Source organism: Crossiella cryophila (assembly GCF_014204915.1).
Lineage (GTDB): Bacteria > Actinomycetota > Actinomycetes > Mycobacteriales > Pseudonocardiaceae > Crossiella > Crossiella cryophila.
Map to the genome: position 1 here is coordinate 3,560,771 of NZ_JACHMH010000001.1, position 25,751 is coordinate 3,586,521.

Consider the following 25,751-nt stretch of genomic DNA (forward strand, 5'->3'; position numbering starts at 1 on the left):
GTGTATGAATGAGTCTGGGGTGGGGACCCGCGCGAACGAGGGACTTGTGGTGATCTTCTGGGACCGGGTCGACGGCACGATCATCGGATACTGTGGGGCTGACCAGGTTGAATGGCTACGCCAGCGGCTGACCGAGTTCGCCGCCCTGATCGACTGGCGGACCGCCCAGTACACCACCGACTACCCGCTCGGCACCGAACTCGGCCTGCCGCTGCCCGCCGGTCCCAGCGGTGAGCCCGCGCTGGAGTTCCTGCTCCGGATGAACCTGGAGGAGGACCTGCCCGAGGAAGCCAGACTGCTGTGGGAGCCCGACTTCCTGGCCTGGCTGCGCGAGGGCGTGGACCACGCGGTGCGGGTGCTGCCCACCGACGGTTCGCCGATCGTGCTGCACGACAACCCGGAGACGTTGCGGCACTGGAACGCCGTGCTGTTCAACCTGCGGGTGGCCTACGCGGTGACCTGGGTGCCCGAGGTCCTGCTGCACGACGAACTGCCGGAACCACCCGCCGACCTGCGCCCGCGCTACGACCACGCCCGCTGGCTGTGGGAAGCCGTGCACAGCCTGGCCAACTTCGCCGACGCCTGAGCCGCCCTCAGCGGTAGGAGTTGATCAGCCGCTGCATGTGTCGACCGGCGGTCTCCAGTGGCTGCACATCCCGGTTCACCTGCGCTGACACCTCGGCCCCGCTCAACGAGCTGAGCACCGTGCCAGCCAGCTCGCGGGCCAGCTCCTCGGCGAACCCGCACGAGTTCAACTTCTCGAAAATAATCCGTTCCCAATTGGCGAAGGTCTCCACGCAGGCCCGCTGGATCTCCGGCACCCGCCCCGCGGTCTCCAGCGCGGTCGCGGTGACCGGGCAGCCCTCGGCCCAGTCGGTCTCCCGCAGGTAGACGCCGGTCTCGGCGGCGGCCTGGTAGACCGCCTCGCCAGGATCCGGGTGCTTGGCCAGGATCGCGGTCAGCATCTCGGCGAACTCCGCGTCCGCGTGCCGGATCGCGGCCACCGCCAGCTCCTGCTTCCCGCCGGGGAAGAAGTGGTACACCGAGCCCAGCGTCGCACTGGCCTCCCTGGCGATCTGCTTGATGCCGGTGGCCTCGTAGCCCTGCCGCTGCATGAGCTTGGACGTGGTGTGCACGATCCGGTCCCTGGTGCCCAGTGCCTCTGTCACCAGCCCAGCTTACTAAGTAGAGCGTTCGTTCTAGTCTGTGCTACGTTCAGGTCACTAAGTAGAACGTTCGTTTTAGAGAGGGTACACCTGTGCGGAAGGCAGTGACGATCATCGGACTCGGGCCGATGGGGCAGGCCATGGCAGCGACCTACCTGGACCGCGGCTACCAGGTGACCGTCTGGAACCGCACCACGAGCAAGGCGGACGCGCTGGTCGCCAAGGGCGCGCACCGCGCGGAGACGGTGGCCGAGGCACTGGGCGCCGGCGGGCCGATCATCCTCAGCCTCACCGACGTCGAGATCATGTACAAGATCCTGGAGCCCGCGGTGGGCGCGCTGCCCGGCCGCACCCTGGTCAACCTCAGCTCGGACACCCCGTCGCGCTCGCGTGCGGCGGCCGAGTGGGCCATCGGCCACGGCGCGGACTACCTCAGCGGCGGTGTGCAGGTCCCGCCCACCATGATCGGCTCCCCGGAGTCCGGCACCTATTACAGCGGCCCGCTCGCGGTCTTCGAGCAGCACCGGGAAACCCTGGAGGTCATCACCAGTGCTGACCACCGGGGCGAGGACCAGGGCCTGGCCGCGCTGTACTACCAGCTCGGCATGACCATCTTCTGGACGAACAACCTCGCCTACCTCCAGGCCCTGGCCATGGCCGAGGCCAACGGCATCAGCGCGGCGGAGTTCCTGCCCTACGCGCAGCGGTCCGTCGCGATCGCGACCATGTTCATGCCGGAGACCGCCGTGGAGGTCGACACCAGCACGTATCCGGGCGAGCTGGCCAACATGCTGATGAACTCGGCCAGCACCGACCACGTGCTGCACACCGCGGCCGAGTCCGGGGTGGACACCACGCTGCCGGCCGCGGTGGCGGATGTCTTCCGCCGCACGGTCGAGGCGGGCCACGGCAAGGTGGGGTTCGCCAGCACCTTCGAGGTGCTGCGCAAGCAGGACGCGTAGTCGTACCGGGGGCTGCCCGGCGTACGCCTGGCAGATGACGCCCGAATCCACCTCGCTGTGGACTCGGGCGTACCCCCGCGCTGCCTAGCGTTGGCCGCGACAACAAGCGGAACGGCTAGGGAGTGCACATGCGCATCACGCTAGAGGTCTTCGGGTGGATCGCCCTGGTCAACGGGGTGGGTTCGCTGCTGAACCGGATGATGAACGGCCAGGACTGGGGCTTCCTGATGCGCCCGCTGGCCGAGTACCAGCCCGGTGCCGCGGTGGTCTGCGCGATCGCGGGCGTGGCCCTGCTGGCTATCAGTTTTTCAATGAAGTCCGCCGAGAAGCAGCGTGCCCGCAGTTAGCCGGCAGCCCCGAATTTCTTTCTCCTGAGTGGAGACGCGCAATCGATGACCTCGATCGGGACTGGCCAGCCGGTGGACTCACCCGGAATCCACATGCATTGCCAAGCAAACCCGGAGTCGCCAGTCCCGCGATCCCCTGCCTATGGCAGCAAACCCGCTAAGGCAGCAAACCCGCCGCGCGGGCCGCGAGCACGGCCTCGGCCCGATCGCTCACCTTGAGCTTGCCGAACAATCGCTGCAAATAGGTCTTCACCGTCGGTTCGGTCACCGAAAGCCGCTGCGCGATCTCCGGAGTCCGATTCCCGGTGGCGACCAGCCGCAGCACCTGCAGCTCCCGCGCGGACAGCCGCGGCGTGCCCCCGCCGTCCTGGACCCGCGCCACCAACTGGGGCAGCAGATCAGCGGAGATCGGCGTGCCACCCGTGCACGCCCCGCGCACGGCGCTGACCAGGTACTCACTGCTGGAGGACTTCAGAATGAACCCCCGCGCCCCCGCCTCCAGCGCCCTGACCACCTGGTTACGCGCATTGGAGAACACCAGCAGCGGCACGTCCGGCAACGTCCGCGACGCCCGCCGGATGACCTCGACCCCATCCCCACCAGGCCCCTCGGCCGCCACCTCGACCAGCAACACATCCGGCGCCTCGGCGGTCAGCCCGTGCAGGGCCTGCTCCCAGCCATCGGCCCAGCCGACGAGGTCGATGTCCGCCTGATTCCGGAACACCGCGCGCAATCCCTCGGCCACGATCGGCTGCGGATCCACGAGGAAGACCCGGAACTCCGGAGAATGGGTATCAGGCGCTTGGCTGACCGCTAATGTGCTGTTCATCGCGTTCCCGAGGGTCGAATGGGACGAATGACAACTGCTGTCATCCGGTGCGGACTACAAGGGCTGTCGTCTTGGCGGCGGACATTTCTTTGTGTTCCGATCACGCGTGCTATTTTATTTTCGCTTTTCCTGGGTAGATTGTGCTGCCTCGTGCAGATTTTCCTGAGTATATCACGATTGTTGAATTACTTAGTAGATGCTTCAAACTTTTGATTCCGCGTAATATGGACGCCCGCTCAAGCGATGTCTACCGACCCTCCGTCTGCTCCTGCCAGTAGGCGAGGGTGTCATGGCTCATGAGGGTGTCGGGGTGGTCTGGTCCGAGGATGCGGGTGCGGTCGGCGAGTACCGCTTGGAGTCCGGTGATGGCGGTGGTCAGGTCGCCTGCTTCGCCGCGCAGGTGGGCGAGGTTTTGGCGGGTGGTCAGGGTGTCGGGGTGGTCTGGTCCGAGGATGCGGTTGTGGTCGGCGAGTACTGCTTGGTGTTCGGTGATGGCGGTGGTCAGATCGCCTGTTGCTCTGTGCAAGCTGGCGAGGTTGTGGCGCGTGGAGAGTGTCTTGGGGTGGTCTGGTCCGAGGATGCGGGTGCGGTCGGCGAGTATCGCTTGGTATTCGGTGATGGCGGTGGTGGGGTCGCCTGCTTCGCTGCGCCAGTGGGCGAGGCTGTGGCGGGTGGTCAGGGTGTCGGAGTCTTCTGGTCCGAGGATGCGGGTGCGGTCGGCGAGTATCGCTTGGTATTCGGTGATGGCGGTGGTGGGGTCGCCTGTTGCGCCGCGCCAGTGGGCGAGGCTGTGGCGGACGGCGAGGGTGTCGGGGTGGTCTGGTCCGAGGATGCGGTTGTGGTCGGCGAGTACTGCTTGGTGTTCGGTGATGGCGGTGGTCAGATCGCCTGCTTCGCTGCGCCAGTAGGCGAGGCTGTGGCGGGTGGTCAGGGTGTCGGGGTGGTCTGCTCCGAGGTGTCTTTCGGCGATAGTCCGCAACTGCTCGAAGTAGCCACTGGCCTCGGACGCTCGTCCACAGCCGCCGAGGCTGTTACCCGCTAGGAACAGCACGTCATGGCCGTTCGGTCCCCAGAGGTGTGGCTCGGCGATGGCGTGCAGTGTCATGGTGTTCGCACGAAGCACCTGGGCCAGCGTTGTGTCTTTCTCAATCTCCGGCCACACCTCGACCAGGGCTCCCGCCGCGCACTGGGCAAGTGACTTTAGTTGAGCCTCGAACAGGCCGTCCCGGGTAGTCCGCTGTACCAACGCATGCACCCGGACCGCGCGATGTGGCTTCCGGGCATCGTGGTTGATCAGGCTCAGCCGATGCAGACAGCGCAGAGCATCTCGCGCCCCGGCCGTGGTCACTGGGTGTTCCACAACCTTCCCCAGATACTCCCGAACCGCCTCGCTTACAAAGACATCGCCGGGAATCCCATTGGGATCCAACACACTTGCTAACTCCAGCAAGGGTTTCGCGAGTCCAGCTGGGTTGAGATCGTTCGCAAGCTGCACCGATAGCGACCAGGTTCGTGCCACCGGCTGACGATGATCCTCTGGCAAGCTGTCCTGCTCCGGAGCCAGTGACTCCAGCGAGTTTCCCTGATCCGCCAAGCGTTCCCGATACTCTGCACAACTGATGTCCCGATCCAGCACATAGGCCGCCGCCTGAGTCAACGCCAGTGGCAAGTGCCCCAGGTCGTCAGCCAGATTCTCGGCCTCTGTCAACAGATGCGGATGATCGGCGAGCTTGTGTTCCAGGAATGCCAACGATTCCGCCGGGCTGAACGTGTCCACATCGACAACTCGCCGGTTCTTCCCGCGCATCGCCGAGTCCCGCCGCCGGGTCGTCACCACCACCTGCCCGACCGAAGTCGTTGGCGGCCAAAGATCCCGGAGATCCGCCGGAGACTGCACGTCATCCAGCACGACCAGCCAACGCCCCGCGAACGTCGCCAGGTAAGCCAGGAACCGCTTCGCCGGCGCCTCCGGATCCGGCGACTGGTACCCCGTCAAGTCAGCGATGATCGTCGCGTACTCAGTCAGAATCGCCTGCCGCGAGGTCGCCGTGATCCACACCAGCAGATCCACATCCGCAGCCACCGACTCCGCATAGTTCGCCGCCAGCTGAGTCTTCCCAACCCCACCCAGCCCGGCCAACACACTCGTCCCACCGGACGACCCGGTCAGCACCGCCGCCGCCCCGGCAGCCACCGCCGCCGCCAGTTCCCCCGCGACCTCCCGCTCCTGGAAGCAGTCCACCCGCGAAGGCACCACCCCATACCGCCGCGGCCCACCCGCCTGTTGCGGAACCTGGTTGAAGTGCACGCCGCCATAGATGGCCCCCGCCTGCACGCCCTCCAGCCGCTCGGCCGAGTTGTGCGTGTCCGAACCCATCCTCGAATGATCCCGCACGCTCCGTGTCTACCCAGTCACAGCCCCATACCGCTCCGCTTCTCTAGATGTCCATGACCACTTCAGTGTCGAGTGAAATCGCTGCGTTAACACCCAAACGTGCTGCAAGCGTCACAGTCACCCAGCGTTGTCTGGAGAGGAACAAGATCAGGGGAGACGACCGTCACTCTGGGTGGTTATGGTTACGCAGGGTTGCAATCTTGTCCCCGAATTAGGGACCTAAACGCACCCGCTTGGCTCAATCTTGTTTCGCGCAATTGTGCTTATCGGTCCAATTTATTTACTGATAGTTGGCCTACGTGTTCGGCGTCTCTTGCTCTCGGGCAACCGCTAGTCCGTCTGGCGGTATTGACGCAGGGGGGTCGTGTTGCATTGTTACCGCTGTTCTGCGTTTGATCTGCCTTCGGGAGTCGCGGCCCGGATGAGTCATGTCACCGATGAGGGGTCTGTCGTTCCATGTCGTCATACCGCGACGCCTGCGTGGCACAAGTCACTGTCGAGGCCGAGTGGCTGTCCCGCACCCTGTCCACCCTGGTCCGCAAGCACCAGGTTCCTGGCGCCCAGCTCGCCGTGCACGTCAACGGCGAGACCATCACCGCCGAGGCCGGCGAGCTGCGCTACGGCGGCGGCACACCGGTAACCCGGGACACCGCCTTCCCTATTGGCTCGGTCACCAAGGCCGCCACCGCCGCACTGGCGATACTGCTGGTCGCCGACGACGATCTTGAGCTGGACTCGGACGTCACCGAGCACCTCCCTGAACTCGGCGCGCCACTGACGCTGCGCCAGTTGCTCAGCCACACCAGCGGGCTGGCCTCCGGGCCGGACTCGGCCGTGGCCGCCACGATGTCCCTGCGCCGCTTCGTCGCCGAGCACTGCCGCACCCCCGAACTGGTGCTGCCGGCCGGCGCGGGCTTCTCCTACTCCAACCTCGGTTACGCCGTCGTCGGGCGGCTGATCGAGGAGGTCACCGGCATGACCTGGTGGGAGGCGATCGAGTCGATCCTGCTGCGCCCACTGGGGATCCGGCCCGCCTTCGTGGTCGCGCCCAACCCGCTGACCTCGGTGAACGTCGCCAGCGGGCATGCGGTCAACACCTCGCACGGACGCACCCGGCCGGTCGTGCAGTCCCTCGCCATGGGTGAGGCCCCGGCCGGAGCGCTCGCGCTCAGCGCCGCGGATCTGCTGCGCTTCGGCCTGCTGCACATGGATCCGGCGGAGACCGGACTGCCCGACCTGCTGCCGGCCGAGCTGGCCGCGGAGATGCGCCGCATCCAGCCGGGCGCCGACCCGATCGGCCTTGCCGATGGTTGGGGACTCGGCTTCGGGGTATTCCGTACTGGGGTCCAGCACTGGATCGGCCACGACGGCAACGCCGACGGCACCGACGCGCATCTGCGGGTCAACGCCGACAGCAGCCAGGCCATCGCCTTCACCAGCAACGGCAACACCGGCATCGGCCTGTGGGCGGAACTCGTCGACGAGCTGGCCGAGGTCGGCATCGAGGTCGGCAGTTACCGGCTGGACGTGCCGGGCCGACGCACCACGGTGCCGCCCGAGATCTTCGGCAGCTACCTCAACGGCGACACCGAGTACACGGTCAGCCCGGCCGAGGACGCCACGCTGCGCCTGGCCATCGACGGCGAGATCGTCGCCCGGCTCACCCCGCACGAAGGACTCATGTTCGCCCAGCAGGACTGGGAATCGGGACAACTCGTGCACCCCGGCCGCTTTCTTCGGGACCCGGTAACCGGTGTGCTGGACCGAATTCAGGTTTCCGGCCGACTGGCCCGCCGCGCGGTCGGCAGCGGCCGCTGTTAGCAGCGGGAACAGTCCCGCTTCAGCGCACTTCCGGCTAGCTCCTGCATACCCCGTCTGCTGGCGTGGTCTTGCCACGCCTGAAAGGTTTTGAGTTCATGTCCGCACGCGAGGTGTCCGTGCCCGCCCACGCCCTGCCGTCGTCACTCACCGCAACGGAGTCGACCGGCATCGTGAGCGCGGCGGACCTGCTGGTGGCGCACAACAGGACTGACCGCGCCATCAGGCAGGCGACCCTGTCGCAGCTGGTCGAGGCCCAGGCTGCGCGCACCCCGCAGGCGCCCGCGCTGCTGGACGAGGAAGGTTCGGTCACCTTCGCCGAACTGGAGCGCCGGGCAAACCGGTTGGCTCATCGGTTGATCGGACTCGGGGCGGGGCCGGAGCGGATCGTGGCGCTGCTGCTGCCCCGCTCGGTGGACATCGTGGTGGCGCAGCTCGCGGTGCTCAAGGCAGGTGCCGCCTACCTGCCGGTGGATCCGGCCTACCCTGGCGAGCGGATCCGGCTGATGCTGGCCGACGCCGCACCCGCGCTGGTGATCGACGAGGACTTCCTGGCCGGGACCCCGGACGGCCTGCCGGACACCGCGCCGACCGACGCGGACCGCCTGCGCCCCTTGGACTTCGATCACCCGGCCTACGTCATCTACACCTCCGGCTCCACCGGCCGCCCCAAGGGCGTGGTGGTCACCCATGCCGGACTGGCGAGCTTCTCCGCCGCGGAGATCGAGCAGTACCAGGTGAAACCGGGCGACCGGGTGCTCCAGTTCTCCTCGCCCAGCTTCGACGCCTCGGTGCTCGAACTCTGTATGTCGCTGCCCGCCGGGGCGACCCTGGTGGTGCCGCCACCCGGCCCGCTGCTCGGCGACCACCTCGCCAAGGTGCTGGCCGAACGCCGGATCACGCACGCGCTGATCCCGCCGGTGGCCCTGGCCACCGTGCCGGAAGGCGTTGAGCTGCCGGACTTCCGCACGGTGATCGTGGGCGGCGACGCCTGTTCCGCCGAGCTGGTCGACCGCTGGGCCCCGGGCCGCCGGATGATCAACTCCTATGGTCCGACCGAGTCCACCGTGGTCGCCACCTGGAGCGAACCCCTGGTGCCCGGCGGCGTGCCCTCGATCGGCCGACCCATCTGGAACACCCGGGTGTACGTGCTCGACGAGCAGCTCAACCCGGTGCCCGGCGGGGTGGACGGGGAGCTGTACATCGCGGGCGCCGGACTGGCCCGCGGCTACCTGAACCAGCCGGGGCTGACCGCGGATCGCTTCCCGCCCAACCCCTTCGGCGCGCCCGGCACCCGCATGTACCGCACCGGCGACCTGGTCCGCTGGACCGTCGAGGGTGTCCTGGAGTTCCGCGGCCGGGCCGACGACCAGGTCAAGATCCGCGGCTTCCGGATCGAGCCCGGCGAGATCGAGACCCTGCTCCGGCAGCAGCCCACCGTGGCCGAGGCCGTGGTGGTGGCCCGGCAGGACCAGGGCCTCAAGCGGCTGATCGGCTACATCGTCCCGGCCAAGGGCCAGGAACCCGACCCCGCGCACCTGCGCACCGTGCTCGCCGAAACCCTGCCCGGCCACATGGTGCCTGCCGTGCTCGTGGTGCTGGCCACCCTCCCGTTGAGCCCCAACGGGAAGCTCGACCGCAACGCGCTGCCCGCGCCCACCGGACCGCTGCCCGGCGGTGAGTCCGCGGTGCCGCCGCGCACCGCGGCCGAACGGGTGCTGGCCCGGATCTGGGCCGAGGTGCTCGGCCTGCCCGAGATCGGCGTCACCGACGACTTCTTCGCCCTGGGCGGCGATTCGGTGCTGGCCTTCCGCGCCCTGGCCCGCATCCGGGCCGCCTTCGACGTGGAGCTGTCCCCTCGGCTGCTGTTCGAGACCAGCACCATCCGCGCCCTGGCCGCCCAGTTGCCCGAACCGTCCACTGTGGACAACGCGATTCCGGCCGCGCCGGTCGGCCGGGTGCCGCTGTCCTCGGCCCAGCACCGGATGTGGGTGCTGGACAACCTGACCGGCGGCACCGAGTACAACACCGGGGTCGGCCTGCGCCTGACCGGGCCCCTGGACGCCGACGCGCTGCGCCGCGCGCTGGACGCACTGGCCGCCCGGCACGACTCGCTGCGCACCACCTTCACCGAGTCCGGCGGACTGCCCGAGCAGATCATCGCCGCCACCGGCGGCATTCCACTGCGTACCACCGAGGCCGGTCCGGGCACCCTGGACGATGTGCTGGCGGCCGAACTGGACCGCCCGTTCGACCTGCGCCGCGGCCCGCTCACCCGGGCCCTGCTGGTCCGGCTCGCGGCTGATGACCAGGTGTTGTTGCTGTGCCAGCACCACATCGTCACCGACGGCGCCTCGGTCGCGCTGCTGGTGGAGGAACTCGCCGAGCTGTACGCGGCGGCCGGCGACAACCGCGCCGCCGACCTGCCCGAGCCGGTGCTGCGTTACGCCGATTACGCGGCCTGGCAGCAGGATCGGCTCAGCAGCCCGGAACTGGCCGGACAGCTCGCCTACTGGCGGGAACGCCTGGCCGGGGCCGAGGCCCTGCAACTGCCCACCGACCGCCCGCGCCCGCCGGTGCGCACCAACCCCGGCGCGGTGCACCGGCATCTGCTGCCCGCCACCCTGGTCGACAAGCTCACCACCGCGGGCCGGGATCGTGGCGCGACCCTGTTCATGCTGCTCACCGCAGCGGTCCAGGTGCTCTTCGCCCGTTACAGCAACCGGCAGGACATCACCGTCGGCACCGCCACCTCCGGCCGCAACCGGGCCGAACTGGAACGCCTGGCCGGGTTCCTGGTCAACACCGTGGTGCTCCGGTCCACTGTGGACCCGAAGCTGCCGTTCACCGAGTTCCTCGGCCAGGTCAGGGAAACCGTGCTGTCCGGCTTCGCGCACGAGGACGCGCCGTTCGACCGGCTGGTCGAGGAGCTGCGCCTGGACCGGGACGCCAGCCGCACCCCGCTGATCCAGGCCCTGGTGGTGCTGCAGAACGCGGTCGTGCGGTCGCGGGAGATCGGCGAACTGCGGATCAGCGAACAGGACCTGCCCCGCCCGCGGGCCCGGTTCGACCTGGTGTGCGAGTTCTGGCCGCGGGCCGAGGGCCTGACCGTCGCGGTGGAGTACAACACCGACCTGTTCGACCAGGCCACCATCGCCCGCCTGACCGAACACCTGGAAGTCCTGCTCAACGGTGTGCTCGCCACCCCGGACGCGCAGCTCGGCGACCTGCCGCTGCTCACCGGGCCGGAGCGGCAGCAGGTGCTGCGCGGCTGGAACGACACCGCACTGGACGTCGCCCCCACCCTGTACCCGGAGCTGTTCGCCCAGCAGGCCGCCCGCACTCCCGACGCGATCGCGGTCACTCACGCGGGCCGGAGCCTGACCTACGCCGAGCTGAACCGGCGCGCGAACCGGTTGGCCCGCCTGCTGATCAGCCGCGGCGCCGGACCGGAACGGTTCGTGGGCATCGCGATGCCGCGCACCGAGCACACCATCGTCGCGCTGCTGGCCATCCTCAAGTCCGGGGCCGCCTACCTGCCGATCGACCCGGCCTACCCGGCGGACCGGATCGAGTTCATGCTCGCCGACGCCGCTCCCGCGCTGGTGCTCACCGCCGAGGAGATCGAGCGGATCCGGCCCGAGCTGGCCGCACTGTCCGATGTGGACATCACCGATGCGGACCGGCTGCGCCCCCTCGATCCGGCGCACGCCGCCTACACCATCTACACCTCCGGCTCCACCGGCCGCCCCAAGGGCGTGGTCATCGCGCACGAGAGCCTGGCCGACCTGACCGCCTGGGCCGCCCGCGACTTCGGGTTGACCGGACTGTCCACTGTGGTCGCCTCCACCTCGCTCAACTTCGACGTCTCGGTGTTCGAGATCTTCTGCCCGCTGGTGCTGGGCGGGGCCATCGAGGTGGTCGACAACGTGCTGGCACTGGGGGAGGCGCGGGCTGAACCGTGGCGGGCCAGCCTGGTCAGCGCGGTCCCCTCGGCCCTGGCCCAGGTGCTCTCCCAGGGCGCGGTCACCGTGTCCGCCGATCACGTGGTGCTGGCTGGCGAGGGCCTGTCCGCGCACGCCACCAGGGAGATCCAGGCCGCGCTGCCCGGCGGGCGGATCGCCAACATCTACGGCCCGACCGAGGCCACCGTGTACGCCACGGCCTGGTACTCCGACGGGATCGAGCGGGACACCGCGCCGCCGATCGGCAAGCCGGTCAGCAACATCCAGACCTACGTGCTCGACCCGAACCTGCGCCCGGCCCCGATCGGTGTGCCCGGTGAGCTGTACCTGGCCGGGCGCGGCCTGGCCCGCGGCTACCTCAACCGGCCCGGCCTGAGCGCGGACCGCTTCATCGCCAATCCCTATGGCGGGCCCGGCGAACGCATGTACCGCACCGGCGATGTGGTGCGCTGGAACGCCGACGGCGATATCGAGTACCTGGGCCGGGCCGACGACCAGGTCAAGATCCGCGGTTTCCGGATCGAACTCGGCGAGGTCGAGGCCGCGCTGCTGAGCCACCCCGCGGTCACCGACGCGGTCGCGGTGGCCCGCACCGACGGCGGCCACCAGCGCCTGGTCGCCTACGTGGTCGCCGACACCCCGGTCGACTCCGCCGAGCTGCGCGCGCACACCGGCGGGCGGCTGCCCGAGTACATGGTCCCGGCCGCGGTCCTGCGACTCGACCGGCTTCCGTTGAACCCCAACGGAAAGCTCGACCGCCGCGCGCTGCCCGCACCGGACTGGGCGGCGGTGGCCGGTGGCGAGTACGTGGCCCCCGGCAACGCCACCGAGCGGGTGCTGGCCGACATCTGGGCCGAGGTGCTCGGCCTGGACCGGATCGGCGTCACCGACAACTTCTTCTCCCACGGCGGCGACTCCATCCTGAGCATCCAGGTGGTGGCCAAGGCCCGCGCCGCCGGCCTGCAACTCACCTCGCGGGATCTGTTCCTGCACCAGACCATCACCGCACTGGCGCCGCAGGTCACCGCGGTGGCCACCCGCCGGATCGCGCAGGGCCCGGTCACCGGCGCGGCCCCGCTCACCCCGATCCAGCACTGGCTGTTCGAGATCCAGCCCGAGCACCCCGAACTCTTCGCCCAGCACCTCACCGTCACCCTCGCCGAGGGCGCCGACGAACGTGCTTTACACACCGCGCTGTCCGCACTCGTCGAACACCACGACGCGCTGCGCATGCGGTTCGTGCACAACGAATCCGGCTGGCAGCAGCACAACGCGCCCATCGGCGACACCGAGGTCGCCAACGCGCCGCTGACCCTGGCCGGGGAATCCCTGCTGCGCGCGGAGATCCGCGATCTGCCCGGCGGACGGCGCGCGCTGTACCTGGCCGTGCACCACCTCGTCGTCGACGGCGTGTCCTGGCGCATCCTCCTGGAAGACCTGGCCAGCGGCTACGAGCAGGCCGTGCGCGGGGAGCCGATCCGGCTCGGCGCGAAGACCACCTCCTTCCGCGACTGGGCCACCCGCCTCGCCGAACACACCGCGTCCGGCGGCTTCGACGCCGACTTGGATCACTGGACCGCCGTCGGCGAGCAGACCCCGCTCCCGGTCGAACGCACCGGCCCGAACACGGTGGCCAGCACCGAAGTGGTCACCGTCCGCCTGGATGAGCAGCAGACCCGCGCCCTGCTCCAGGACGTGCCGGCGGCCTACCGCACCCAGGTCAACGACGTGCTGCTCAGCGCACTCAGCCGGGTGCTGACCCGATGGACCGGCCAGGACCGGGTGCTGGTCGACCTGGAGGGCCACGGCCGCGAGGAACTCTTCGCCGACCTGGATCTCTCCCGCACCCTCGGCTGGTTCACCACTATGTTCCCGGTCGCACTGTCCACACCGGACACTGACTGGGGTCGCACGCTCAAGGCGGTCAAGGAACAGCTGCGCGCCCTGCCGCACCGCGGCCTGTCCTACGGTGCCCTGCACCGCCTCACCGACCGCCTGCCGGACAAGCCGGTCCCGCAGATCAGCTTCAACTACCTCGGCACCTTCGAGGCCCCGGCCACCGCCCTGTACGACGGGCTGCACGAAGAACTGGCGCTGGCCGCCGACCCGGCCGCCACCCGCCCGCACCTGCTGGACGTGGTCGGCCGGGTGGACCGGAAGTCCCTGGAATTCAGCTGGTTCTACACCACCGACCGGCACACCGAGGCCACCGTCCGCCGCCTGGCCGAGGACCTGCTCACCGCCCTGCGCGAGATCATCGAGCACTGCACCCGATCCGGCGGCCGCACCCCGTCCGACTTCCCACTCGCCAGGCTCGACCAGTCCACTGTGGACACCCTGGTCGGCGACGGCCGGGACGTCGAGGACATCTATCCGCTCACCCCGACCCAGGCCGGCATGGTCTTCCACCGCCTGGCCCAGGGCGACACCGGCGTCTACTTCCAGCAGCTCACCTTCCGGCTCGACGGCGTCACCGACCCGCACCGGCTGGCGCTGGCCTGGCAGCAGGTCAGCGACCGGATGCCGGTGCTGCGCAGCCACATCGTGTGGCAGGGCGTGCCCGAGCCGGTGCAACTCGTCCGCACCCAGGTCCGCGTCCCGGTCCGGCACCTGGACTGGCGTGACCTCGACGAAGACCGGCGGCAGGCCGAGCTGGACGCGTTCCTGACCGCGGACCGGGCCGCCGGGATCGCCCTCGATCAGGCGCCACTGCAACGGATCGCGCTGGCCAGGATCAGCGACACCGAGGTCCGGGTGGTGTGGACCTTCCACCACGTGCTGCTCGACGGCTGGAGCGTCTTCCAGGTCCTCGACGACGTCTTCGCCGCACACTCCGGCCGCGCGCTGCCCAACCGCCGTCCCTTCGGCGACTACCTGCGCTGGATCGACCGCCAGGACCGCGCGGAAGCCCTGGCACACTGGCGAACCGCACTGGCCGGGATCGCCGACCCCACCGCGCTGCCCTACGACCGGCAGCCCGCGGAGACCCAGCACCACGAGTCCACCGCCAGCGTGCTGCGCTCCCTCGGCACCGGCACCACGACCGCGCTGCGCGAACTCGCCCAGCGACACGGACTCACGCTGAACACGCTGGTCCAGGGCGCCTGGGCACTGCTGCTGGCCCGGCACAGCGGCCAGGACGACGTGCTCTTCGGCGCCACCGTGTCCGGCCGCCCCGCGGACCTGGCCGGGGTGCAGGACATCACCGGCATCTTCATCAACACCCTGCCCACCCGGGTCCAGGTCCACAGTGGACAGCCGCTGACCGGCTGGCTGCGCGGCATCCAGGACACCCAGTCCGCGGCCCGCCGCTACGACTTCCTGCCACTGCCGCAGCTGCGCGCCTGCACCGACCTGCCCGAGCGGGCCAGCCTGTTCGACAGCATCGTGGTCTTCGAGAACTACCCCTTCGACGACAACGCCGCCGCCGCGCACGGCCTCGGCCTGCGCGAACTGCGCGGGGTGGAGACCACCAACTACCCGCTCACCCTGGTCGCCTACCCGCACGAGGAACTCACCGTCAACCTCGGCTACGACCCGGCGCTGTTCGAGCCGGCCACCGTGGAACGCCTGGCCGAGCACCTGCTCACCCTGCTCGCCGCGATCCCCGCGCACGCCGACCGGCCGGTCGGTGAACTGCCCATGCTCACCACGGCCGAACGGCACCGGGTCCTCATCGAGTGGAACGACACCGCGACCGCACTGCCCACCGGCACCGTGCCGGAAGCCTTTGCCGCCCAGGTCAGGCGCACCCCGCACACCACCGCGGTGATCACCGACGACGGCACCATCACCTACGCCGAACTCGACGACCGCAGCACCGCCCTGGCCCAGCACCTGATCGGCCTCGGCGTGACAACCGAACAACCGGTCGGTCTGCTGCTGGCCCGCTCCGCCGACGTGGTCATCGCCGAACTCGCCGTGCTCAAGGCCGGTGCCGCCTACGTGCCGCTGGACGTGCGCGCCCCCGCGGCCCGGCTGACCCGGCTGCTCACCGAGACCGGCGTCCGGGTGCTGCTCACCGACCAGACCTGGGCCGCCACCGCCCAGGAAGTCCACAGTGGACAGATCCTGCGGGTGGACCAGCCGATCATCACCCTGGCCGTGCCGCTGCCTGCCGTGCACGCGGACAACCTCGCCTACATCACGCACACCTCCGGCTCCACCGGCATCCCCAAGGGCGTGGCCGTCCGGCACCACGACATCCTCGCGCTGGCCGCGCACCGCCGGTTCCACCAGGGCGGGCACGCCCGCGTGCTGCTGCACTCCCCGCTGGCCTTCGACGCGGTCACCTACGAACTGTGGATGCCGCTGCTCTCCGGCGGCCAGGTCGTGGTCGCGCCGGACGGCGACGTGGACGCCGAGGTGTTCCGCCGCATGATCGGCGAGCACGGCGTGACCGCGATCTTCCTCACCGCGGGGCTGTTCCGGCTGATCGCGCAGGAGGATCCGGGCTGCTTCGCCGGTGCCCGGGAGGTCTGGACCGGCGGCGAGGTGGTGCTCGCCGAGTCGATGCGCCGGGTGCTCAACGCCTGCCCCGGCCTGCTCGCGGTGGACGTCTACGGCCCCACCGAGACCACCACCTTCGCCACCCACCACGACCTGCCGGTCGCCGCCGAGGTGCCCGAGCTGCTGCCGATCGGCCGCGCCCTGGACAACATGCGGCTCTACGTGCTCGACCGCGCCCTGCGCCCGGTCCCCGCCGGGGTGCCCGGCGAACTGCACATCGGCGGCTCCGGGGTGGCCCGCGGCTACTTCGGGCGGCCGGGTCTGAGCGCGGCCTGCTTCGTGGCCGACCCGTTCGGCGCACCCGGCGAACGCATGTACCGCACCGGCGACACCGTGCGCTGGAACCGGGACGGCGAGATCGAGTTCCTCGGCCGCACCGACGACCAGGTCAAGATCCGCGGCTTCCGGATCGAGCTGAGCGAGGTCGACAACGCCCTGCTCCGGCACGAAGCCCTCGGCCAGGTGGTGGCCGCGGTGCTGCTGGACGGCTCCCGCCGCAAGCGCCTGGTCGCCTACCTGGTCCCGGCCGAGGGTCACCCGGTGCCGGCCGCCGCCGAACTGCGCGAGTTCCTGGCCAAGTCGGTGCCGGACTACCTGGTGCCCTCGGTGTTCGTGCCGCTGACCGCACTCCCGTTGAACGCCAACGGAAAGGTCGACCGCCGCGCGCTGCCCACCCCGGACTGGGGCCTGGTCGCCGCGGCCGGATTCGTCGCGCCCAGCACCGAGACCGAACGGCTGCTCGCCGACATCTTCGCCACCGTGCTGAACCTGCCCAGGGTCGGTGTGGAGGACAACTTCTTCGAGCTGGGCGGCGATTCCATCGTCAGCATCCAGGTCGTCTCCCGCGCCCGCCAGGCGGGAATCGGCCTGATGCCAAGGGATCTCTTCCGCACCCCCACGGTCGCCGGACTGGCCGCGACCGCCACCGAGACCACCCGGCCCAGCACCGACCAGGGCCCGGTCACCGGCGAGGCCCCGCTCACCCCGATCCAGCACTGGTTCTTCGCCACCCAGACCGCGGAACCCGCGCACTTCAACCAGTCCGTGCTGCTCGACCTCACCGAACGCCCCGACCCGGTGCTGCTGGACGAGGCCCTGCGCGCGCTGGTCCGCCACCACGACGCACTGCGGCTGCGCTTCACCGGCGGCAGGCAGCAGCACGCGGACACCCCGGCCGAGATCCTCCAGCTCGGCGGCCCCGCCGACCACACCGGCCTTGACCTCGAACACGGCCCACTGCTCAAGGCCGTGCTGCTGGACACCGACCAGCTTTTCCTCGCCGTGCACCACCTGCTGGTCGACGGCGTGTCCTGGCGGATCCTCCTGGAGGACCTGGACACCGCCTACCGGCAGCTGCGCGCGGGCAACCCGGTCCGCCTGGAGGCCAAGACCACCTCCTTCCGCGACTTCGCCCGCACCCTGAGCACCCTGGCCGACAACGGCGAGTTCGACGCCGAACTCCCGTACTGGACCGGCGTTTCCGCCGACCCGGCCATCCCGGTCGACGGCAGCGGCGCCAACATCGTTGCCGGGGAACGGAACCTGACCGTCGCACTCGACGAGCAGACCACCCGCGCCCTGCTCCAGGACGTGCCCGGCGTCTACCGCACCCAGATCAACGACGTGCTGCTCACCGCACTGGGCAGGGTGCTCGGCGAGTGGACCGGCCGGGACCGGGTGCTCCTCGACCTGGAGGGCCACGGTCGCGAGGATCTCGGCGGTGACATCGACCTGTCCCGCACGGTCGGCTGGTTCACCACCATGTTCCCGCTCGCCCTGCCCGGCACCCCCGGCCTCGGCTGGGGCGAGGCACTCAAGACGGTCAAGGAACAACTCCGCGCGATCCCTCGCCGCGGCCTCGGCTACGGCGTGCTGCGGCACCTCACCGACCGCCTGCCCGCGCAGCCAACCCCGCTCGTGGGCTTCAACTACCTCGGTCAGTTCGACCGTCCACAGGAGACGGACGGCCTGATCGCCGGACTGCCCGAGGGCCTCGGCGGCGAGTCCGGGGCAGGCAACCAGCGCCCGCACCTGCTGGACGTCATCGGCAGCGTCGAGTCCCGGCAGCTGACCTTCACCTTCTCCTACGCCCAGGGCAGCCACTCCGAGACCACCATCCGCGCCCTGGCCGAGGCCTTCCGCACCGCGCTGAGTGAGATCGTCGAGCACTGCGCCCAGCCCGGCGCCGGTGGCCGCACCCCGGCGGACTTCCCGCTGGCCCGGATCACCCAGTCCGAAGTGGACAGTCTGGTCGGGGACGGCAGGGAGGTCGCCGACCTCTACCCGCTGACCCCGATGCAGGCGGGCATGGTCTTCCACAGCCTGATGGAGGACGCCAGCACCGCCTACTTCAACCAGGTGCAGCTGCGACTGACCGGCGTCACCGACCCGGCCGCCTTCGCCACCGCCTGGCAGCAGACCGCCGACCACAACCCGGTGCTGCGCAGCCGGATCGTCTGGGAAGGCGTCAGCGAACCCCTCCAGCTCGTGCCGCGCACCGCCGTCGTCCCCACCCGGCACCTGGACTGGACCGGCCGCACCGACACCGAAGCGGACCTGCGCGAACTCCTCGACGCCGACCGGGCCCAGGGCTTCGACCTGGCGCGGGACTCACTGCTGCGGATCGCGGTGATCACGCTGTCCGGCAACGAGGTCCTGCTCGTCTGGACCTTCCACCACGTGCTGCTCGACGGCTGGAGCGCGGCCCAGGTCTTCGGCGAGGTCTGCGCCCGCTACGCCGCGCTCACCGGCGGCACCCCGCTGCACCCGGTGTCCCGCAGGCCCTTCCGCGACTACCTGGACTGGCTCGCGAGCCAGGACTCCGAACAGGCCGCCACCTACTGGCGGAACGCACTGGACGGCTTCAGCACTCCCACGCCGTTGCCGTTCGACCGGCAGTCCCGGGAGGCGCACCGCGCCGCGTCTTCCGGGACCGTCCGGGCCCAGCTCAGCACCGCCGACACCACCCGGCTGCGCGAGGTGGCCCAGCACAACGGACTCACCCTCAACACCGTGTTCCAGGGGGCGTGGGGCCTGCTGCTCTCCCGCTACAGCGGCGAGTCCGAGGTGGTCTTCGGCACCACCGTCTCCGGCCGCCCCGCCGACCTGGCCGGCGTGGAGGCCATGGTGGGCCTGTTCATCAACACCATCCCCACCAGGGTCGACATCCACAGTGGACAGTCACTGCTGCCCTGGCTGCGCGAGCTGCAGACCAGCCAGGCCGAGTCCCGGCGGTTCGACTTCGTCTCCCTGGCCCAGTTGCAGGGCTGGCTGAACCTGCCCGGCGGCACCGGGTTGTTCGACAGCATCGTGGTCTTCGAGAACTACCCGTTCGACCCGGCCGCCATCGCCGCCACCGGCCTGACCATGGCCGAATCCCGGGACGAGGAACCCACCAACTACCCGGTCAGCGTGGTCGTTTCGCCCGGCGCCGAACTGTCCTTCGCCCTGGACTACGACCCGGACCTGTTCGACGCGGACACCGTGCAGGCCATGGCCGACCGCCTGGCCCTGCTGCTCACCGGCATCGCCCGCGACCCCGAACGCACCCCGGCCCAGCTCTCCCTGCTCACCGAGGCCGAACGGCACCGGGTCCTGGAAACCTGGAACGCCACCGCCAACCCGCTGCCCACCGGCAGCCTCGGCGAGCTGTTCACCGCCCAGGCCACCCGCACCCCACAGGCCGTCGCACTGGCCTTCGACGGCGGCCAGTACAGCTACGCCGACCTGGAAACCCGGGCGAACCGCCTGGCGCACCGGCTGATCGCGCTCGGCGTCCGCCCGGACCAGCCGGTCGCCCTGCTCGCCGAACGCGCCCCGGAACTGGTGGTCGCCGAACTGGCCATCGTCAAGGCCGGTGGCGCCTACGTGCCGCTGGACCTGCGTGCCCCCGCCGACCGCCTGCGCCTGGTGCTCGCCGAATCCGGCGCCACCGTGCTGCTCACCGACCAGCACTGGGCCGCCACCGCCACCGAAGTCCACAGTGGACATACGGTCCGGATCGACGAAACCCTGGACGGCCCGGCCGAGCCGCCCACGGTCTCCGTGCACGGCGACAACCTGGCCTACGTCATGTACACCTCCGGCTCCACCGGCACCCCCAAGGGCGTGGCGGTCCGGCACCGGGACGTCAGCGCGCTCGCACACGACCGCTGCTTCCGGGGTGGCGCGCACGAGCGGGTGCTGCTGCACTCGCCGACCGCCTTCGACGCCGCCACCTACGAACTGTGGGTGCCGCTGCTCAACGGCGACCGGGTGATCGTCGCCCCCGCGGGCGACCTGGACGTGGACACCCTGCGCCGCCTGGTCACCGAGTACGGCATCACCGGACTCTGGCTCACCGCCGGGCTGTTCCGCCTGCTCGCCCAGGACGCCCCGGACTGCCTGCACGGCGTCCGCGAGGTCTGGACCGGCGGCGACGTCGTGCCAGCCCCGGCCGTGCGCCGGGTCCTGGCCGCCTGCCCCGGACTGTCCGTTGTGGACGGATACGGACCCACCGAGACCACCACCTTCGCCACCCACCACCGGATCCCCGCCGGCAGCCCGGTGCCGGACCTGGTGCCGATCGGCCGCCCGCAGGACAACATGCGGGTCTACGTCCTGGACACCGACCTGCACCCGGTCCCGCCGGGCATCGCCGGTGAACTGCACCTCGCCGGAGCCGGTCTGGCCCGCGGCTACCTGAACCAGCCCGGCCTCACCGCGGACCGCTTCCTGCCCGACCCCTTCGGCCCGGCCGGAACCCGCATGTACCGCACCGGCGATGTGGTCCGCTGGACCGCCGACGGTGTCCTGGAGTTCGTCGGCCGCGCCGACGAGCAGGTCAAGATCCGCGGTTTCCGGATCGAACTCGGCGAGATCGAGGCCGTGCTCGCCGAGCAGCCCGGGGTCACCGAGGCCGTGGTGCTGGCCCGCGCCGACCAGGGGATCAAACGCCTGGTCGCCTACCTGGTCGGCGCCGATCCGGACGTGTCCAAGATCAAGGCCACCGCCGCCGAGGTGCTGCCCGACTACATGGTCCCGGCCGCGTTCCTGCTGCTGGACCGGCTGCCGCTGAGCCGCAACGGCAAACTCGACCGCCGCGCCCTGCCTGCCCCGGACTTCGGCGCCCTCGCCCAAACCGGTTACGTGGCCCCGCGCACCGAGGCCGAACAGGTCCTCGCCCAGGTGTGGGCCGAGGTGCTCGGCCTGCCAAGGGTCGGCACCGCGGACAACTTCTTCGCCCTCGGCGGCGACTCCATCCTGAGCATCCAGGTGGTCTCCCGTGCCCGCCAGGCCGGCCTCGGCCTGATGCCCCGCGACCTGTTCCGCGCCCAGACCATCGCCGAACTCGCCGTGCTGGTCGCCGACGCGCAACCGGACACCGCCGAACAGGGCGAGGTCACCGGCGCGGTCCCGCTCACCCCGATCCAGCACTGGTTCCTGGCCGGATCCACCACGAACCCCGGCCACTTCAACCAGGCCATGACCCTGGATCTGGCCCCGGATGTGGACGAGTCCGCCCTGCACACCGCGCTTTCCGCCCTGGTCAGCCAGCACGACGCGCTCCGCCTGCGCTACACCCGCGACGGCGACACCTGGCGCCAGCACAACGACCCGGTCACCGGAACCGACCTGGTGGTCGGGCGGCCGCTCGGCGAGTTCGACCTGACCGGCCCGCTGCTGCGCGTCCACCGGGACGGCGACCGGCTCCACCTGTGTGTGCACCACCTGGTCGTCGACGGCGTGTCCTGGCGCATCCTCCTGGAGGACCTGGACACCGCGTACCGGCAGGCGATCGCGGGGGAGACCGTCCACATCGGACGCAAAACGACCTCCTTCCGGGACTGGTCGCAGCGCCTCACCGAACACGCTGGCACCGGTGGCTTCGACCACGAGCTGGACCACTGGACCAGCACGAACATCGCCGCGAATATTCCGGTAGACCTCAACGGCCCCAACACCCTGGCCTCCACCGCCTCGGTCACCGTGCATCTGGACGAGGCCGAGACCCAGGCGCTGCTCCAGTCCGTGCCGCCGGTCTACCGCACCCAGATCAACGACGTGCTGCTCAGCGCGCTCGGCCGGGTGCTCACCGGGTGGACCGGCCAGGACCGGTTGCTGATCGACCTGGAGGGCCACGGCCGCGAGGACCTGTTCCCCGGCGTCGACCTCTCCCGAACGGTCGGTTGGTTCACCACCCTGTTCCCGGTCGCACTGTCCACACCGGACGCCGACTGGGCGGCGACGCTCAAGTCCGTCAAGGAACAGCTGCGCGCCATCCCCGGCCGCGGGCTCGGCTACGGCGCGCTGCGCTGGCTCACCGACCGGCTGCCCGGCGTCGCCCCGGCCCCGATCAGCTTCAACTACCTCGGCCAGTTCGAGTCCGGCACCGGCACCGGACTGGTCCGCGGCAGCAGCGGCATCCGGTCCGACGTCAGCCTGGACGGCGACCGGGACCGGATCTTCGACATCGTCGGCGCGGTCGAGCAGAAGCAGTTCCAGCTCACCTGGTTCTACTCTGCCAACCAGCACACCGAGGCCACCGTCACCGCACTGGCCGAGGGATTCCGCACCGCGCTGCGCGAGATCATCGAGCACTGCGCCCAGCCCGGCGTGGGTGGCCGCACCCCATCGGACTTCCCGCTCGCCGGACTCGACCAGTCCACAGTGGACAGGCTGGTGGCCGATGGGGACGTCGAGGACATCTACCCGCTGACCCCGATGCAGACCGGCATGGTCTTCCACGGCCTGTCCCAGCAGGAGCAGGGCGTCTACTTCGAGCAGGCCAAGTTCGTGCTCGACGGCGTCACCGACCCGCACCGCCTGGCCGCCGCCTGGCAGCAGGTCGTCGACCGCACCCCGGTGCTGCGCAGCCGGATCGTCTGGTCCGGCGTGCCCAAGCCGCTCCAGGTCGTGCAGACCAAGGTCACCGTCCCGGTCACCCACCTGGACTGGACCGCACTGTCCGAAGAGGACCGACGCACCGCACTGGCCAACCTGCTGGAGCAGGACCGGGTCACCGGGCTCGACCTGACCGCGGCCCCGCTGCTGAGAGTCACCCTGGCCAGGCTGTCGGAGAACTCGGTGCAGGTCGTCTGGACCTTCCACCACGTGCTGCTGGACGGCTGGAGCGTCTTCCAGGTGCTCTCCGACGTCTTCGCCGCGCACGCGGGCCACGCGTTGCCCAGCCGCCGTCCGTTCGCGGACTACCTGCGCTGGCTGGACGCCCAGGACCACGGCCAGGCCGAGGTGTACTGGCGTGAGGTGCTCACCGGCTTCGACACCCCGACCCCGCTGCCGCTGGACCAGCCGAAGACCCCAGCGCACAACACCCGCTCCGGAACCTGGACCGGGTTCGCGCTGCCGGAGACCGAGGCGAGCAGGCTGTACGAGTTCGCCAAGCGGCACCGGCTCACCCTCAACGCGGTGGTCCAGGGCGCCTGGGCGCTGCTGCTGTCCCGGTACAGCGGCCAGGCCGATGTCTGTTTCGGCGCAACGGTCTCCGGCCGCCCCGCCGACCTGCCCGGCGGTGAGGACATCACCGGCATCTTCATCAACACCCTGCCGGTCCGGCTCACCGTGGACCCGGCCGCCGACCCGGTCACCTGGTTGCAGGACCTCCAGTCCGCCCAGGCCGAATCACGCAGGTTCGACTTCGTGGCCCTGTCCCAGCTCCAGTCCTGGAGTCAGGTCGAGGGCGGCACCGAACTCTTCGACAGCATCGTGGTGTTCGAGAACTACCCGATCAACGACGAGGTGGCCGCCGCCAACGGCCTCGGCGTCCGCGAACTGGAAGCCATCGAGACCACCAACTACCCGATCAGCCTGGTCGTCTCGCCGGGGGAGAAGTTCCACCTGGAGTTCGGCTACGACCCGGACCTGTTCACCGCGGGCACCATCGAGCGGATGGCCGGGCACCTCACCGAGGTCCTGCGCGCACTGTCCGCCGACACCCGGGAACCGTTGTCCCGCCTGGACATCCGCACCCCGGCCGAACGCGAGCAGCTCCAGACCTGGAACCACACCGCCGATGACACCGTGCCCACGGTGTTCCCGGAACTGTTCCAGGCCCAGGTCGAACGCACCCCGCACGGCGCCGCGCTGGTCCTCGGCGAGGGCGAGATCACCTTCGCCGGACTGGAACAGCGCGGGAACCGGTTGGCCCACCGGCTGATCGGCCTTGGCGTCGGCCCGGAGACGATAGTGGCCCTGCGCCTGCCGCGCTCGGCGGAGATCGTGATCGCCCAGCTCGCCGTGCTCAAGGCCGGCGGCGCCTACCTGCCGATCGACCCGAACTACCCGGCCGACCGGATCGAGTTCATGCTCACCGACGCCAAGCCGGTGCTGGTCATCGACCAGGACTTCCTCGCCGAGGAAGGCACCCGCACGGACGCCCCGACCAACGCGGACCGCACCACCCCGCTGCGCCCCGAGCACCCGGCCTACGTCATCTACACCTCCGGCTCCACCGGCACCCCCAAGGGCGTGGTCGTCACCCATGCCGGGCTGGCCAGCTTCTCGGCCGCGGAAATCGAGCACTACCAGGTCAATCCGGGCGACCGGGTGCTCCAGTTCTCCTCGCCCAGCTTCGACGCCTCGGTGCTCGAACTCTGCATGTCGCTGCCCGCGGGCGCCGCGCTCGCGGTGCCGCCGGAGGGCTCGCTGCTCGGCGAGCAGCTCGCCGAGGTGCTGCGCGACCAGCGGATCACCCACTCGCTGATCCCGCCGGTCGCACTGGCCACCGTGCCCGAAGACGCCGAGCTGCCGGACTTCCGCACGGTGATCGTCGGCGGCGACGCGTGCACCGCCGAACTCGTCGACCGCTGGGCCCCGGGCCGCCGGATGATCAACTCCTACGGGCCGACCGAGTCCACCGTGGTCACCACCTGGAGCGATCCGCTGACCCCCGGCGGGATTCCGCCGATCGGCCGCCCGATCCGCAACACCCGGGTGCACGTGCTGGACGGCGACCTCAACCCGGTCCCGGTCGGCGTGCCCGGCGAGCTGTACGTGGCCGGGGCCGGACTGGCCCGCGGCTACCTCAACCGCCCCGGCCTGACCGCGGATCGCTTCCTGCCCAACCCCTTCGACGCCCCCGGCGAACGCATGTACCGCACCGGCGACCTGGTGCGGTGGCGGGCCGACGGTCAACTGGAGTTCCTGGGCCGCGCCGACCAGCAGGTCAAGATCCGCGGCTTCCGGATCGAACCGGGCGAGATCGAAACCCTGCTGCGCCAACAGGACGGCGTCACCGACGCGGTGGTGATCGCCCGCGAGGACGACGGGGCCAAGCGCCTGGTCGCCTACCTGGTCGGGGAGAGCCCCAGCGTGCCGGAACTGCGCGCCACCCTGGCCGGGCGGCTGCCCGACTACATGGTCCCGGCCGCCTTCGTCACCCTGGACGCGCTGCCGTTGACACCCAACGGGAAGCTCGACCGCCGCGCCCTGCCCGCGCCCACGGCGGGGCTTGTCGCGCAGACCGGTTACGTGGCGCCGGAAACCGAGACCGAGGAAGTCCTCGCCGAGATCTGGGCCGAGGTGCTCGGCCTGGACCGGGTCGGCATCGAGGACAGCTTCTTCGACCTCGGCGGCGATTCCGTGCGCAGCCTGCAGATCACCGCGAAGACCAAGGAAGCCTTCGACCTCGCCCTCACGCCCAAGGATGTGCTGACCGCTCGCACGGTCGCCGCCCTGGCCGAGCTGGTGGAGGAGAAGGTCCTCGCCGAACTCGAGCGCCTCGCCTTCGGTGACGGCACCGGCAACGAACTCTGAAGGGGGA

Annotated in this window: 8 protein-coding genes; 5 read left to right on the forward strand and 3 right to left on the reverse strand. The window is 70.2% G+C overall.

Annotated elements, in window-relative coordinates; genetic code table 11:
* Positions 1–19 precede the first annotated feature (19 nt).
* Positions 20–586, forward strand: a complete 567-nt coding sequence (locus HNR67_RS16245; RefSeq protein WP_185003017.1) for a DUF2017 family protein — start codon at positions 20–22, stop codon at positions 584–586.
* A 7-nt stretch (positions 587–593) separates the two neighbouring features.
* On the opposite strand, the gene HNR67_RS16250 is transcribed toward HNR67_RS16245, so the two are convergent.
* Positions 594–1,169, reverse strand: coding sequence for a TetR/AcrR family transcriptional regulator (locus HNR67_RS16250; protein ID WP_221489922.1), 576 nt, complete (start codon positions 1,167–1,169; stop codon positions 594–596).
* Positions 1,170–1,258: 89 nt separating this feature from the next.
* On the opposite strand from HNR67_RS16250, the gene HNR67_RS16255 reads away from it, so the two are divergent.
* Both HNR67_RS16255 and HNR67_RS16260 read left to right on the forward strand, forming a co-directional pair.
* Entirely contained in the window at positions 1,259–2,128 is an 870-nt protein-coding gene (locus tag HNR67_RS16255) for an NAD(P)-dependent oxidoreductase (protein WP_221489923.1), read from the forward strand.
* Positions 2,129–2,256: 128 nt separating this feature from the next.
* The gene (locus HNR67_RS16260; protein ID WP_185003018.1) at positions 2,257–2,475 is read left to right on the forward strand and encodes a hypothetical protein; all 219 of its coding nucleotides are present in this window, start codon (positions 2,257–2,259) and stop codon (positions 2,473–2,475) included.
* 157 nt (positions 2,476–2,632) lie between these two features.
* On the opposite strand, the gene HNR67_RS16265 is transcribed toward HNR67_RS16260, so the two are convergent.
* Positions 2,633–3,238 carry a response regulator transcription factor gene (locus HNR67_RS16265; protein ID WP_185003020.1) on the reverse strand — a complete coding sequence of 202 codons (606 nt, stop codon included), beginning with the start codon at positions 3,236–3,238 and terminating at the stop codon, positions 2,633–2,635.
* A 313-nt stretch (positions 3,239–3,551) separates the two neighbouring features.
* A complete protein-coding gene (locus HNR67_RS16270; protein WP_185003021.1) occupies positions 3,552–5,681 on the reverse strand; it encodes a tetratricopeptide repeat protein in 2,130 nt (709 codons plus the stop codon).
* A 498-nt stretch (positions 5,682–6,179) separates the two neighbouring features.
* On the opposite strand from HNR67_RS16270, the gene HNR67_RS16275 reads away from it, so the two are divergent.
* Together HNR67_RS16275 and HNR67_RS16280 are read left to right on the forward strand one after the other, a co-directional pair.
* Positions 6,180–7,520, forward strand: a complete 1,341-nt coding sequence (locus HNR67_RS16275) for a serine hydrolase domain-containing protein (protein ID WP_185003023.1) — start codon at positions 6,180–6,182, stop codon at positions 7,518–7,520.
* A 95-nt stretch (positions 7,521–7,615) separates the two neighbouring features.
* Positions 7,616–25,744, forward strand: coding sequence for a non-ribosomal peptide synthetase (locus tag HNR67_RS16280; protein ID WP_185003024.1), 18,129 nt, complete (start codon positions 7,616–7,618; stop codon positions 25,742–25,744).
* Positions 25,745–25,751: the final 7 nt, after the last annotated feature.

What these genes read in the sequence shown, in the direction of transcription:
- HNR67_RS16260 (WP_185003018.1), top strand. Translation starts at nt 2,257, where the DNA reads ATGCGCATCACGCTAGAGGTCTTCGGGTGGATCGCCCTGGTCAACGGG.
- HNR67_RS16270 (WP_185003021.1), bottom strand. Translation starts at nt 5,681, where the DNA reads ATGGGTTCGGACACGCACAACTCGGCCGAGCGGCTGGAGGGCGTGCAG.
- HNR67_RS16280 (WP_185003024.1), top strand. Translation starts at nt 7,616, where the DNA reads ATGTCCGCACGCGAGGTGTCCGTGCCCGCCCACGCCCTGCCGTCGTCA.